This window comes from Klebsiella sp. HMSC16C06 (assembly GCF_001808325.1).
Classification (GTDB): Bacteria; Pseudomonadota; Gammaproteobacteria; order Enterobacterales; family Enterobacteriaceae; genus Klebsiella; species Klebsiella variicola.
On sequence record NZ_KV793012.1, the window covers coordinates 299,970 to 313,660 of the forward strand.

Genomic DNA, 13,691 nt, shown 5'->3' on the forward strand with positions numbered 1-13,691 from the left:
GAATCAGGATATTAACTGCCCATGAAGGGTAAATATAAAGCCGCCATCGCGCTGGTGTTAGTGCTGGTGTTATTGCCGCTAACGCTGCTGTTGACGCTGACCCACTGGGTGCCGACGCTGGCGGGCATCTGGCTGCCTGTGGGCACTCGTATCTCGTTGCAGGAGAGCCCGCGTCTGACGCGGTCGGCTCTGCTGATCCCCGACCTGCGCTATCTGGTGGGCGACTGTGAACTCGCCCGGGTGACCGATACCCGCCTTTCGCGTCCCAGCCGCTGGCGGCTGCATATTGGCCAGCTGGACATCAACAGCGCTTGTCTGAGCAAACTGCCGGCCAGCGAGCCCACGCCGGGATCGCCGCGCACCCTCGCCGAATGGCAATCGATGTTGCCCTACAGTTGGTTAACGATTGATAACCTGCGGCTGTCGCCGTGGGAGAAATGGCAGGGGCGGCTGGTGATGTCGTTGACGCCAGTGCAGCAGGACATCGGCTTTGCCGGTAAGGAACTGAGTCTGCAGGCGCGCCTGCGCGGCCAGGCCCTCACCGTCAGCCAGTTCAGCGCCCGGCTGACTGACGATCAGCCGCCGGTGAAGCTGGTGGGAACCTTCCACCTGCCGCTGGTACCGGATGGTCTGCCGGTCGACGGCCAGATGCAGGGCACCTTTGAATTTCCACAAACCGCGGAATGGATCGATGCCGAGCTCGAGTGGCAGCACAATCGCGGCCAGCTGCTGGTGACGCCGCGCGGCGAGGTAGAGCCGATCCTGGACCTGCCGTGGGAGATCACCCCGGAGCGGATCACCATCAGCGACGGTCGCTGGCGCACCCGCTACCAGAACTATCCGCTCAGCGGGCGCGTCGCACTGTCGGTGGGCAACTGGCAGCAGGGGACCGAGCAGATGACCGTCAGCGGTCGCTTAAATGTCCTCACCGAGGGGCATGCCGGCAAAGGCAACGCGGTGCTGAATATCGGTCCGGGCAAGCTAAGCATGGATAACAGCGACATGCCGCTGCGGCTCACCGGCGAGGCCAAGCTGGGGGAGATGATCTTCTACGCGGCGCTGCCGGCGCAGCTCAGCGGGTCGCTGGTCAGCCCACAGCTGGCGTTTCATCCCGGGGCGCTGCTGCGTTCGCGCGGACGGGTGATCGATGCGCTGAATATTGATGAAATTCGCTGGCCGCTGGCTGGGGTGAAAGTGACCCAGCAGGGCGTCGATGGCCGCCTGCAGGCGATCCTCCGCGCCCATGAGCAGCAGATGGGCGACTTTACGCTGCATCTGGACGGTCAGGCGAGCGATTTTCTGCCCGACAGCGGCCGCTGGCAATGGCGCTACTGGGGTGAGGGACACTTCACCCCGATGCAGGCACGCTGGGATGTGAAGGGCAGCGGGGAGTGGCGCGACAATGCTATTACCCTGAGCAGCCTCTCCACCGGCTTCGATAAGCTCGAGTACGGCACGATGCGGGTCAGTACGCCGCGTCTGACGCTCGAGCAGCCGATCCGCTGGCTGCGTGATGCCCAGCACCCGCGGCTGACCGGCGCGATGTCGCTGGACGCGGCAAAGACCACCTTCTCCGGCGGCAGCTATCTCCCGGCGTCAACGCTGAAATTTGCCCTCGACGGCCGGGACCCGACGTGGTTCCAGTTCACCGGCGCCCTGCACGCCGATACCATTGGCCCGGTGCGGCTGACCGGGCGCTGGGATGGCGAACGGCTGCGCGGCCAGGCATGGTGGCCAAAACAGTCGCTGACGGTGTTCCAGCCGCTGGTGCCACCGGACTGGAAGATGAATCTGCGGGAAGGCAGTCTCTATGCGCAGGTGGCCTTTTCGGCAGCAGCCGGGCAGGGATTTGAGGCGGGCGGCCACGGCGTGCTGAAGGGCGGCAGCGCCTGGATGCCGGACAATCAGATTAACGGCGTCGACTTCGTGCTGCCATTCCGTTTCAGCGACGGCCACTGGCAGCTGGGCACCCGCCGTCCGGTCTCCCTGCGTATTGGCGAAATCGTCAACCAGGTTACCGCGCGCAATCTGACGGCGGACCTGCAGGGCACCTGGCCGTGGAGTGAGGCCAATCCGCTGCAGCTCAGCGACGTCAGCGTCGATCTGTTAGGCGGTAAGCTGACGCTGCTGCAGCTGCGTATGCCGCAGCGCGACCCGGCGCTGATCCGTCTGCAACATATCTCCAGCAGCGAACTCACCAGCGCCGTCAAGGTGAAGCAGTTCGCCATGTCCGGGGCGGTGAGCGGCGCGCTGCCGCTGTGGCTGGAAAACAACCAATGGATCATCCACGACGGCTGGCTGCGTAATGACGGGCCGATGACCCTGCGGCTGGATAAAGACACTGCCGATGCGCTGGTGGCGGACAATGTCTCCGCCGGGGCGGCGATTAACTGGCTGCGCTATATGGAGATCTCCCGCTCGTGGACGCGGATTAACCTCGACAATCTGGGCGTGTTGACGCTTAAGGCCACCATCAACGGTACCAGCCGGGTGGACGGGAAAAGCAGTACCGTGCATTTAAACTACGCTCATGAAGAGAATATTTTCGACCTGTGGCGCAGTTTACGCTTCGGCGACAATTTACAGGCGTGGCTCGAACAGAATGCCATGCTGCCCGTGCGGCGCTGTACGGACGGTAAGACATGTAAGGAACCTAAATGAAGAAGTTGCTACTGGCCATGGTGGCGCCGATGCTGCTCGCCGGCTGTACGCCGCGTATCGAAATTGCGGCATCGAAAGAGCCCATCACCATTAATATGAATGTCAAAATTGAGCATGAGATCCATATCAAGGTCGATAAGGATGTGGAAAATCTGCTGAAATCCCGCAGCGATCTGTTCTGAGGCGACGATGAGAAAACGACTGTTAAGCGCAGCGCTGGCGCTGACCTTACTCAGCGCGCCCGCGCTGGCGTTGACCCTGAGCGAAGCGCGGCAGCAGGGGCGGGTGGGGGAAACGCTGAACGGCTATCTGGCGCCGCTGCGCCAGGATAAAGAGACCTTAGCGCTGGTGAAGCAGATCAACGCCGCGCGCAGCGAAAGCTACCAGCGGCTGGCGGATGACAACAATCTGCCGGTAGATGAAGTGGCGAAAATGGCCGGGCAGAAGCTGGTGGCCCGGGCTCAGCCCGGGGAGTACGTCCAGGGGCTGAACGGCCAGTGGCGGCGTAAATGATCAGCGGCAGCGCTTGCGGTATTCGCCCGGCGAGACGCCAAAGCGCTGCTTAAAGGCGGTGGAGAAATGGCTGTGGTCGCTGAAGCCCCAGCGGTAGCCGATCCCCGCCAGCTTTTCGTCGTCATGGGCGTTCTGTAACGCCCTGGCACACAGGTCCAACCGCCGGTTCTTAATATACTGCGCCACCACCAGCCCTTTGTCGGCAAACAACCGGTACAGGCTGCGTACCGACATCCCCGTCTCGCTGGCCAGCCACTCCGGGCGCAAATGCTCCGACTGAATGGACGCATCGATTAAGGCAATAATCTTTTGAAACTGCTTTTCCCGCCGGGAAGGGGCAGGCTCGCGCTGATGCAGCACCGGGCGCAACAGGCAGGCGATCGCCTCCAGCGCCGCTTCACTCTCGCTGGCGGAGAGTGTCGTGCCGCCCATGCTTTCCAGCAACAGTCGCTGGCTGAGCTGCACCATTGGCAGGGATTTGTCCAGCCGGCAGGCGGTGGCGATGTCGCCTGTGGGCGCCACCCGCTGGCGCGGCAGCAGCAGGGAGGCCTGACGCGAGGTCTGCTGCCAGACAATCGAGCAGGGGCGGGCGGCGTCGATTAACGTGATATCGCCTGCCGCCAGCGTCACCTGGCGATCGTCCTGTTCGATGATGGCTTCGCCGGCAAGCTGAAATACGGTGTAGAACCAGGCGTCGTTATCGCGTTTTATCTCATTGTGTGTGCGGTAGAGATTAACGCCGGCGGCGGTGACCGTGCTGACCTTGAGGTTACCGGCGTAGCGGGCGTCAATCTCGCCGTGGAAGCGCCCCTCCAGCGGCCGGGCGGCGAAATGGCCGCAGACCTGATTGATCGTCGCCAGCCAGCGCTGGTACGCCAGCCCTCCCTCTGCCGTGGTCATCATTCGCCCTTCTCCTGTAATAACAATGTTTCCGCATTGTTGCATTTATGCCGCCTCAGGCAAGGCCGCGATGGCGGGTATATGAAAGAACTATTACCTGCGGCACATTTCTGCCAGGGTAAGCCGCGGATTTGCGGCGACTGTCACAGCGGCGCAAACGAATGTCACAGAGAAAAAAGCGCCAGCCGCCAACCGGACATAGACTGAAAGCACTATCCGCGAAGAATAAGGAAAGGGTATGTCCACCTCTCAGATAGCGCTGCTTGCCAGCGTCCAGCAGTTTTTAGACCGTCAGCATGGCCTGTATATCGACGGCGCTCCCTGCGCCGCGCAGAGCGAAAACCGGTTAACCGTCTGGGATCCGGCCACCGGGCAGGCGATTGCCACCACCGCCGACGCCAGCCCGGCGGATGTTGACCGGGCGGTAATGTCCGCCTGGCGCGCTTTTGTCGATCGCCGCTGGGCCGGGCGCACCCCGGCCGACCGTGAACGCATCCTGCTGCGTTTTGCCGACCTGGTGGAGCAGCACGGCGAAGAGCTGGCGCAACTGGAAACCCTTGAGCAGGGCAAATCCATTGCGATCTCTCGCGCCTTTGAGGTCGGCTGCACCCTGAACTGGATGCGCTACACCGCGGGGCTGACCACCAAGATCAGCGGCCGGACGCTGGACGTGTCGATCCCGTTCCCGCAAGGGGCGCGTTACCAGGCGTGGACCAAAAAAGAGCCGGTCGGGGTGGTGGCGGGTATCGTCCCGTGGAATTTCCCGCTGATGATCGGCATGTGGAAGGTCATGCCGGCCCTGGCGGCGGGCTGTTCGATCGTCATCAAACCTTCTGAAACCACCCCGCTGACCCTGCTGCGGGTGGCGGAGCTGGCGACCCTGGCGGGCATTCCTGACGGGGTGTTCAACGTGGTCACCGGCAGCGGCGCCGGCTGCGGCGCGGCGCTGACCGCCCATCCGCAGGTAGCGAAGGTCAGCTTTACCGGCTCAACGGCGACCGGGAAACAGATCGCCCGCGTGGCCGCCGACCGCCTGACTCGCGTGACGCTGGAGCTGGGCGGCAAGAACCCGGCGATTGTGCTCAAAGATGCCGATCCCCAGTGGGTTATTGAGGGGCTGATGACCGGTAGCTTCCTCAATCAGGGACAGGTCTGCGCCGCCAGCTCGCGGATCTACATCGAAGCGCCGCTGTTTGACACCCTGGTCAGCGGTTTCGAGCAGGCGGTAAAATCGCTGCAGGTGGGGCCGGGGATGCAGGAGACGGCGCAGATCAACCCGGTGGTCTCCCGGGCCCACTGCGACAAGGTGGCGGCCTACCTCGAAGAGGCTCGCCAGCAGAAGGCAGAGCTCATCAGCGGCAGCGCCGGACCGGATGCGGGGGGGTACTATATTCCGCCGACGCTGGTGGTTAACCCCGACGCCGGACTGCGCCTCACCCGTGAGGAGGTGTTTGGCCCGGTGGTGAACCTGGTGCGGGTGGCCGACGGCGAGGAGGCGCTGCGTCTGGCCAACGACAGCGATTTTGGCCTGACCGCCAGCGTCTGGACCCGCGATCTGACCCAGGCCCTGAACTACACCGACCGTCTGCAGGCTGGGACGGTATGGGTCAACAGCCATACCCTGATTGACGCCAACCTGCCTTTCGGCGGCATGAAGCAGTCTGGTACCGGCCGCGATTTCGGCCCTGACTGGCTCGACGGCTGGTGCGAAACCAAATCCGTCTGCGTGCGTTACTAGACCGCTGTCGGGGAAAGCGAATGGCTTTTCCCGACGCGCCGCTTGCCGACCTCCGGTCTTTCTCGCTACTGTGGAGGGCAATCTTTGCCCAACCAGGGCGGTGAATCATCAGGAGGTCTTCGGCATGTCAGCATTTCCTAAGGTTGCACTTATTGGTCCCGGCGCCATCGGCACGACTATCGCCGCCGCCCTGTTTGAGGTGGGGAGGGCGCCGATGGTCTGCGGGCGTACCGCCCATTCGGCGCTGGTGCTGCGCACTGACGAGGGCGAGATCGTGGTGCCCGGCCCGGTGCACACCGACCCAACGGCGATAGCCGCCCCCTTCGACCTGGTCTTTGTCGCGGTGAAAACTACCCAGACGGAGGCCATCGCCTCCTGGCTGACGGCCCTGTGTTCCACGGACACCGTGGTGTGCGTGCTGCAAAACGGCGTTGAGCAGCGCCAGCAGTTTGCCCCCCTGACCGGCGGCGCGACGGTGTTGCCCTCGGTGGTCTGGTTTCCGGCGCAGCGCGATGCCGATGCCTCTGTCTGGCTGCGCGCCACGCCGCGCCTGACCCTCCCGGATCTGCCGGGGGCAGAGCGAGTGCAGCAGGCGCTGGCGGGGACCCGCTGCGCGGTGGACCTGGCGGCGGATTTTACCACCGTGGCCTGGCGTAAACTGTTGCAGAACGCCGTAGCCGGACTGATGGTGCTGACCGGACGCCGCGCCGGGATGTTTGCCCGGGAAGACATTACTGCCCTCGGACTGGCTTATCTGCGCGAATGTCTGCAGGTGGCGCGGGCGGAAGGGGCCGCCCTGGGCGACAGCGTGCCGGAGGAGATTATCGCCGGCTTTCACCGGGCGCCTGCCGACTTAAGCACCTCTATTCTGATCGATCGCCTGAATGGCCGACCGCTGGAGTGGGATATTCGTAACGGCGTGGTGCAGCGTCGCGGACGTCAGCACGGCATTCCGACACCGCTCAGCGATATCATCGTGCCGCTGCTGGCGGCAGCCAGCGACGGCCCGGGCTGACCCGGGCAGGCGCGGGGTTAGTCCACCAGGGAGGGATCGAGGTCGATCATTAACTGCTTCATTTCGGCAAAATGCTGCCGCGAGAAATCGGCAATCTTCTCCCAGTCCTGGGCCGTTTTTTCCGCTACCGCGTCTGACAGAACCTTCAGCGGCTGGCCGGTGGACCAGGCGGTGATCAGGATCTGACAGGCGCGCTCCAGGGTCCAGATATCATCGAACGCCTCGCCGATGGTCGGGGCGGTCACCAGCACCCCGTGATTCCCCATCAGCAGGCGGCGTTTGTCCGCCAGCAGGCCCGCCAGCCGGGCGCCTTCTGCCGCGGTGTCCGCCATCCCGCCGTACAGCGTATCGACGGCGACCCGGTTAAAATAGCGGGCCGTGTTCTGGTCGATGGGCAGGATCTGCGGCGTCGCCAGACAGGCGAGGCTGGTGGTGTACACCGGGTGCAGATGCAGCACCACCCGCACGTCCGGGAGCCGCTGATGGATCTGCCCGTGAATAGCCCACGCGGTGGCATCGACGTCAGGGCGCGCGGCGCAACCTTCATCATCGGCGTTCAGCACCAGCAGATCGCTGGCGCGGATGCGCGAAAAGTGTTTCCACTTCGGGTTGAGTAAAAACGTTTTCCCGTCGGCGGAGAGCGCGGCGCTGAAATGGTTGGCCACCGCCTCATGCATGCCAAGATGGGCAATGATGCGAAAGGTGGCCGCCAGGTCGATGCGGATCTGCTCTTCATCGGAATCGCGCATGGGCATTACTCCGCTTTCGGCATCAGGGTCTGCAGATCGTCCGCCGTCGGCGCCTGGAAGTGATATTTCTTCAGCAGGGCGGCATATTCCGGCGTCGCGCTGTATTTTTTCAGCGCCTCTTCGAGGGCGGTTTTCACCTCAGTATTGCCTTTTTTAACGCCAAAGCCGTTCAGCACCGGATAGATCAGCGTGTCAGAGGAGATAACCACCCGGTCACCCAGTTTTTCCACCACCCCGCGCGCCACGGCGGCGTCGGTGATCTGCGCATCCACCGCGCGCGACAACAGCGCCTGGGTGGTCTGCGGGTCGGTGGTATAAACGCTCAGCGCAATCGGCTTCAGCCCCTTCTTCACGCAGTAGTCGGTGGAGAGCTTCTGCAATTGCGCCAGCCAGGAGGTGGCGCCCATCGAGCCGATTTTATGGCCGCAGAACGCTTCCGGGGTCTTAGGCTGGTAGTCGCCGCCTTTGCGGGCGAGGATCGCTTCCCCGCTTTTCAGGTACGGCACCATATCGATCACCTTCAGGCGTTCGGCGGTAATGTACATCGACGAGTTGGTGATATCGAAGCGCCCGCCCTGCAGCCCGGGGATCAGGTTGGGGAAGCGGGTATCGATATTCACTGCTTCACGGCCCATAGTCTTCGCCAGACCATCGAGCAGCTCGATGTCAAAACCGGCTGGCTTATTGTTTTCCATGTACTCGTAAGGAAAAAAGGTCATGTCCGAACCGGCGGTGATCTTACCGCTTTGCTGAAAGGCCAGTGCGCTAAAGGATGTCAGAGCAGCCGCTGCGCAGAGCAGCAGGGTCAGCGGGCGTGGTGCGAAAATGCGTGTCATAAAACCTCCGGAGTGTGGGCAAATTACATGCTGGCGCGATCGGCGCCGGCCTGCTGAACAAAAAACGAAGCGCCGCGCGGCTTCTGCGGCAGACGAAGCTGGTTATTGGTGCTGCGCACCAGACCGCTCTCTTCTCCCGCGACCAGTTGGCCGGCATGGCGGCTCGGCAGCGGGTTTTCGCCGTAGGGTAGCGCATCCTCCGCGGCGTAGACGCTGATGAACAGGGTGCGCGGCAGGGCGGTTTCGTTGGGACTGGAGGCGTGCAGCAGGCGGGTATGCATAAAGCAGACTGAGCCCGCCGGGCCAAAACAGGCCTGCGGCTGCTGGCAGTGCGTCGCCACCACCTCATCATCCACCGCCCCCGTGAAGCGCCCCTCCTGCCAGTGGGACCACAGCGGCCCCTGATGACTGCCAGGCACCACGTTGAGCGGGCCATTCTCTGGGGTCACCTCGCTGACCATCAGCAGGGCGGTGATGATGTCGTCATTGCTGTGTGGGGTGAAAAGGAAATCCTGATGCCATTTCACCTCGGTGGCGGTGTGCGGCAGCTTGGAGTTAATTTTACTGTGATGAAAGCGGGTGCCGCTGCCGCCGATCAATTGCGCGGCGATGGTCGCCATCCGCGAGTTCAGCGCAGTATGGCGATAGGCCTCGGAGATCTCCGTCGGGGAGGCGACCCGGCGCAGCGACGGATGGTCAGGAGCATGATCGCGCTCGATATCGAAGCGTGGCCGCCCGTCGAGGGTTTCTCCCCACACCGTCGCGTGACCGCGGCTCTCCTCGACCCAGCCGTCGAAATCGCTCTGCAGGGCGGCGATGTCGGCGCTGGAAAGCACCTCTTCGACCACCAGAAAACCCTGCTGATGAAACTGATCAATTTGCCACTGCGCAATCATAGTTTTTCCTCTTCACGTTCCGATAGTTAAGCCAGAGAAACATCTTTGAGAAAGGCCTCGACCCGCGGGTGTTGCCCGCTACGCATCGCCTGCGGCGTGTCATCGCACACCACCCGGCCTTTCTCCATAAACACGATCCGGTCGGACACTTTGAAGGCGAAGTTCATCTCGTGGGTGACGATGACCATGGTGATGCCTTCGTGGGCCAGGGATTCGATAACCTGCAGCACTTCATTCACTTTTTCCGGATCCAGCGCCGAGGTGGGCTCATCGAACAGCATGATCTGCGGACGCATCATCAGGGCGCGGGCGATCGCCACCCGCTGCTGCTGTCCGCCGGAGAGCTGGTGCGGATACTTCCAGGCGTGCTCCAGCATGCCCACTTTGTGCAGTAGTTCGCAGGCGTGCTGGCGCAGCTCCGCGTCACTTGCCAGATGGTGATAGCGCGGGGCCAGCAGCAGATTGCCGAACACGGTCAGATGCGGGAACAGGTTAAAGCTCTGGAACACCATGCCGATGTTCAGGCGATGTTCGGCATTCTCCATAAAGCGCGGCTTCTGCTGCCCCTGACGGTCGAGGTGAATAAAGGGTTGGCCGTTAATCTGAATTTCGCCGTTATCGATCTGCTCAAGACCGTTCAGCAGGCGAATGAGGGTGGTTTTCCCCGAGCCTGACGGACCGATGACCGAGACCACCTCGCCGGGCTGGATCTGCAGGCTCACCGCCCCCAGCACTTCGACGTTGTTGTAGGCCTTATGCAGCTTAGAGGCCTGCAGCGCCGGCTCATGACTCTGGGTGACGCTGCGCGCCATCGCCGGGCGGCGGGCGCTGGCCAGCCGCTGCATCTCGGCATCTACCGGACGAGCGGTATTGCGCTGGGTCACGTCAAGGTAGTTCTCCAGCCGTTTCAGCAGAAAATCGAACACCGTGACGATAAAGATGTAATAAAACGCCACGGCCGTCATCGTCTCCATGACCAGAAAGTTCTGCGAGTAGAGCTGCTGGCCGACCATCAATATTTCGGTCAGGGAGATCACCGACACCAGCGAACTGAGCTTCACGATGGCGATATATTCATTGGCCAGCGCCGGCAGGGCGACGCGCAGCGCCTGGGGGATGATCACCCGCCACTGGATCCCGGCGTAGCGCAACCCCAGGGCCCGCGCGGCTTCGCTCTGCCCGCGAGGGATGGAGAGCAATCCGCCGCGGTGGATCTCGGCGATATAAGCCGCTTCGCTGAGGACCATCGCCAGCAGGCCGGCCCAGAAGGGATCGTTCAGCACCGGGGCGAAGGAGGGCAGCGCCTGCGGCATGTTGTAGACAAAAATCAGCAGGACCAGCAGCGGCATACTGCGAAATAACCAGATATACAGCCGGGCTGGGGTGGATAACCAGCCGCGCGGCGACTGTTTGGCCAGCGCCAGAATAAATCCGAGCACAATACTGCAGCCCCAGGTCAGCAGACTTAATTTAATGACGGTCCAGGTGGCCCACCAAAAATCGGCATCGCTGAGCAGGCTTAACATGTAGTTCCAGTTAAACGTCATGGGCTATTTCACTCGTCATAATTATCAAAAATGAAAGTGGCTCGGCTGTGCCGTAATGGGGAGCCACCGGTATTCATCGTGCGAATACACTATGCTGGCAGGATGCTTTCAGAGGCAATTAGTAAATTTTTGGCCTTTAAGTTTAAAAAAACTATACAGCGATATTAACGATATGGAATTTAAAGTGATTGTTAAGATACTTTGCGTAAACAATTTAAAAACAATGACTGTAATTCAATAACGCTATTTTGCGCAGACAGGTTATTTTGCGCGAAACTGGGGCAGACGCTGCCAGTCTGGCGTGCAGCGTGGCGCATGATGGTGCAATGGTGGAAATAAACCACGCGGGCGTAGAGCAATAATAAATATTGTCGCCCCTTGTCGGGCAATGCGCCGCTCTTTTCCGGGGGTGGCACGCGGATTGCTTGGGACTTAGAGGAAAACTATTCCCCGTGTGCGCCGGACCATATTTTATCAATGGTGATGCTATGAACCGATTTACCCTGAAGCAGCTCAAATATTTCGTCACCGTGGTGGAGACGGAGAGTATCGCCGAGGCCTCCCGCCAGCTGCACATTGCGCAGCCGTCGATTTCGATTGCCATCAAGAATCTGGAGAGCACCTTCGACCAGCAGCTGTTTATTCGCCACCATGCGCAGGGCGTTTCGCTCACCTCCAGCGGTCGGCGGATCTACGATAAAGCGAAAGAGCTGCTGCGCCTGTCCTGGGAGTTCGAACAGAATTCGCGAGCGGATAAAGAGCTGGTTTCTGGCATGATCTCCATCGGTTGCTTCGAATCGGTGGCTCCGCTGTATATGCCGAAGCTGGTGGCCGGGTTTAAGAAATGCTATCCGGAAATCACCCTGCATCTGTACGACGGCGAACAGCATGAGCTGATGCATGGCCTGCACCGCGGCCGCTTCGACCTCGCGCTGGTTTACGATCTGGAGCTCGGCCATTCGATCAATAAAGAGCGGCTCAATGCCCCGCATAAACCCTACGCGCTGCTGCCCGCCGCGCATCCGCTGGCGCAGAAGGCGCAGGTGACGCTGCAGGAGCTGAGCCGCGAGCCGATGATCCTCCTCGATGCGGTCCCCAGTAAAAATTATTTTATCTCCATCTTTAAGGAAAAGGGTTATCACCCGGAAGTGGCTTACAGTTCCCCCTCCATTGAAATGGTGCGCTGTATGGTGGGTCAGGGGTTGGGTTTTTCGGTGCTGGTCACCCGGCCCTGCTGCGATATGACCTACGATGGCGAAAGAGTGGTGCAGCGGGATATTGCCGACGAGATGCCCGCCTCGACCTTAATTATGGCGCATCTCGCGAATAATGAGCCCACGCGGCCGACGCAACTGTTTATGGATTATTGTCGCAGCATCGAATTAACCCCAACTCACGCCTGAAATAACGCCTGTCGATCCGGCAGGCCTTATTTTTTGTCGTCACTCAGCCTCGTAAAATTCTATTCAGTCGATCGTTTTATAATATTTTACCAATTCGTCACAGTTAAATAACCTGAAAGCCGTCAATTCCGGCGACGTCGTCGGCAACTGTGCTTGAAGGATAGCGAAATGACTGAACAGATTACCGAGATCGATACCCTGGTGGTGGGCGCGGGGCAGGCGGGCGTCGCCATGAGCGAGCATCTGACCCGGCTGGATATCCCCCACCTGGTGCTGGAAAAGCAGGGTATTGCCCAGGCCTGGCGCAGCGGACGCTGGGATTCGCTGGTCGCCAACGGCCCGGCCTGGCACGATCGGTTCCCGGGCATGGTGTTCCCGGACTGCCCGGCAGACAGCTTTGTCGGCAAAGAGCAGGTGGCAGACTATTTTGCCGCCTATGCCCGCAGCTTCAATGCGCCGATCCGTACCGGGGTGGAGGTTTTCAGCGCCGAACGCCTCGTCGGACGGCCGGGCTTTCGTATCGACACCTCGCAGGGGGTGATTGAAGCGCAGCGGATCGTAGCGGCCACCGGGCCGTTTCAGCGGCCAGTGATCCCGGCCATCGCCCCACAGAGTCAGGCTATTCAGCAGCTCCACTCCGCGCACTATTTTAACCCGCAGCAGCTACCGGAGGGCGGTGTGCTGGTGATTGGCGCAGGCTCCTCCGGCGTGCAGATTGCCGATGAGCTACAGCGAGCCGGACGCGCGGTGTGGCTGTCGGTGGGAGCGCACGACCGCCCGCCGCGTCGCTATCGTCAGCGCGATTTTTGCTGGTGGCTCGGGGTGCTGGGAATGTGGGATGCCGCGGCCAATGCGCCGGGTAAAGAGCATGTCACTATCGCGGTGAGCGGCGCGCGCGGCGGCCATACCGTCGATTTTCGCCAGCTGGCGCATCAGGGGGTCACGTTAGTGGGGCAGACCCGCGGCTTTGACGGTGACAAAGCACTGTTTCACCACGACCTGGCGGAGAATATCCGCCGCGGCGATGCCTCCTACCTTGCACTGCTCGACGCCGCGGACGCGTGGGTGGCCCGCAACGGCATGGACCTGCCCGAAGAGCCCTCCGCCCGCGAATTTCTGCCCGATCCGGCCTGCGTTACCGACCCGCTGCTCAGTCTCAATCTGGCGGAGGCCGGGATCGGCACCATCATCTGGGCGACAGGCTACACCACCGACTATCGCTGGCTGAAGGTCAATGCTTTCGATGATGCACAGCGGCCACAGCATCATCGCGGCGTGTCGACGGAGCCGGGCGTCTATTTCCTCGGCTTGCCGTGGCTCTCGCGGCGCGGGTCCACCTTTATCTGGGGCGTCTGGCACGATGCTAAATATATTGCCGACCAGATCGCCATTCAGCGCCAGTACCAGCGTTACCAGCCGTCCTGTTAACCGTT

General features: G+C 61.6%; 12 protein-coding genes. 7 read left to right on the forward strand and 5 right to left on the reverse strand.

What is annotated here, in order from left to right; genetic code table 11:
• Positions 1 to 21: 21 nt before the first annotated feature.
• From HMPREF3142_RS20295 to HMPREF3142_RS20305, 3 genes are read left to right on the forward strand one after another with little or no spacing between them, the layout of a single operon-like run.
• Positions 22 to 2,661: a YdbH family protein gene (locus HMPREF3142_RS20295; protein WP_070612498.1), complete on the forward strand. Its 2,640-nt coding sequence runs from the start codon at positions 22 to 24 to the stop codon at positions 2,659 to 2,661.
• A complete protein-coding gene (locus HMPREF3142_RS20300; protein WP_012541949.1) occupies positions 2,658 to 2,843 on the forward strand; it encodes a YnbE family lipoprotein in 186 nt (61 codons plus the stop codon). Before HMPREF3142_RS20295 ends, HMPREF3142_RS20300 begins: the two co-directional genes overlap by 4 nt.
• A gap of 7 nt (positions 2,844 to 2,850) precedes the next feature.
• Positions 2,851 to 3,174 carry a YdbL family probable chaperone protein gene (locus tag HMPREF3142_RS20305; RefSeq protein ID WP_070612500.1) on the forward strand — a complete coding sequence of 108 codons (324 nt, stop codon included), beginning with the start codon at positions 2,851 to 2,853 and terminating at the stop codon, positions 3,172 to 3,174.
• On the opposite strand, the gene feaR is transcribed toward HMPREF3142_RS20305, so the two are convergent.
• Complete coding sequence (feaR, locus tag HMPREF3142_RS20310; RefSeq protein ID WP_012968374.1) at positions 3,175 to 4,077, reverse strand: transcriptional regulator FeaR; 903 nt, start codon at positions 4,075 to 4,077, stop codon at positions 3,175 to 3,177.
• Between the two features lie 235 nt (positions 4,078 to 4,312).
• On the opposite strand from feaR, the gene HMPREF3142_RS20315 reads away from it, so the two are divergent.
• Together HMPREF3142_RS20315 and HMPREF3142_RS20320 are read left to right on the forward strand one after the other, a co-directional pair.
• The gene (locus tag HMPREF3142_RS20315; RefSeq protein WP_012541945.1) at positions 4,313 to 5,812 is read left to right on the forward strand and encodes an aldehyde dehydrogenase family protein; all 1,500 of its coding nucleotides are present in this window, start codon (positions 4,313 to 4,315) and stop codon (positions 5,810 to 5,812) included.
• A 124-nt stretch (positions 5,813 to 5,936) separates the two neighbouring features.
• Positions 5,937 to 6,827 (forward strand): oxidoreductase, encoded by an 891-nt coding sequence (locus tag HMPREF3142_RS20320; protein WP_016160898.1) that lies wholly within the window; start codon positions 5,937 to 5,939, stop codon positions 6,825 to 6,827.
• Between the two features lie 17 nt (positions 6,828 to 6,844).
• Here HMPREF3142_RS20320 and HMPREF3142_RS20325 read toward each other — a convergent pair whose 3' ends face one another.
• The 4 genes from HMPREF3142_RS20325 to HMPREF3142_RS20340 are packed head-to-tail and all read right to left on the reverse strand — an operon-like array spanning position 6,845 to position 10,855.
• On the reverse strand, positions 6,845 to 7,576 hold the full coding sequence (locus HMPREF3142_RS20325; protein WP_004224462.1) for a class II aldolase and adducin N-terminal domain-containing protein: 732 nt from the start codon (positions 7,574 to 7,576) through the stop codon (positions 6,845 to 6,847).
• Between the two features lie 5 nt (positions 7,577 to 7,581).
• Positions 7,582 to 8,412 carry an ABC transporter substrate-binding protein gene (locus tag HMPREF3142_RS20330; protein WP_012541942.1) on the reverse strand — a complete coding sequence of 277 codons (831 nt, stop codon included), beginning with the start codon at positions 8,410 to 8,412 and terminating at the stop codon, positions 7,582 to 7,584.
• A 23-nt stretch (positions 8,413 to 8,435) separates the two neighbouring features.
• Positions 8,436 to 9,308 carry a phytanoyl-CoA dioxygenase family protein gene (locus HMPREF3142_RS20335; protein WP_004224469.1) on the reverse strand — a complete coding sequence of 291 codons (873 nt, stop codon included), beginning with the start codon at positions 9,306 to 9,308 and terminating at the stop codon, positions 8,436 to 8,438.
• A gap of 26 nt (positions 9,309 to 9,334) precedes the next feature.
• Positions 9,335 to 10,855 (reverse strand): amino acid ABC transporter permease/ATP-binding protein, encoded by a 1,521-nt coding sequence (locus HMPREF3142_RS20340; protein WP_004190429.1) that lies wholly within the window; start codon positions 10,853 to 10,855, stop codon positions 9,335 to 9,337.
• 488 nt (positions 10,856 to 11,343) lie between these two features.
• Here HMPREF3142_RS20340 and HMPREF3142_RS20345 point away from each other — a divergent pair, with 488 nt between their 5' ends.
• Both HMPREF3142_RS20345 and HMPREF3142_RS20350 read left to right on the forward strand, forming a co-directional pair.
• The gene (locus HMPREF3142_RS20345) at positions 11,344 to 12,258 is read left to right on the forward strand and encodes a LysR substrate-binding domain-containing protein (RefSeq protein WP_004190428.1); all 915 of its coding nucleotides are present in this window, start codon (positions 11,344 to 11,346) and stop codon (positions 12,256 to 12,258) included.
• Positions 12,259 to 12,426: 168 nt separating this feature from the next.
• The gene (locus HMPREF3142_RS20350) at positions 12,427 to 13,686 is read left to right on the forward strand and encodes a flavin-containing monooxygenase (RefSeq protein ID WP_022065437.1); all 1,260 of its coding nucleotides are present in this window, start codon (positions 12,427 to 12,429) and stop codon (positions 13,684 to 13,686) included.
• Positions 13,687 to 13,691 lie beyond the last annotated feature (5 nt).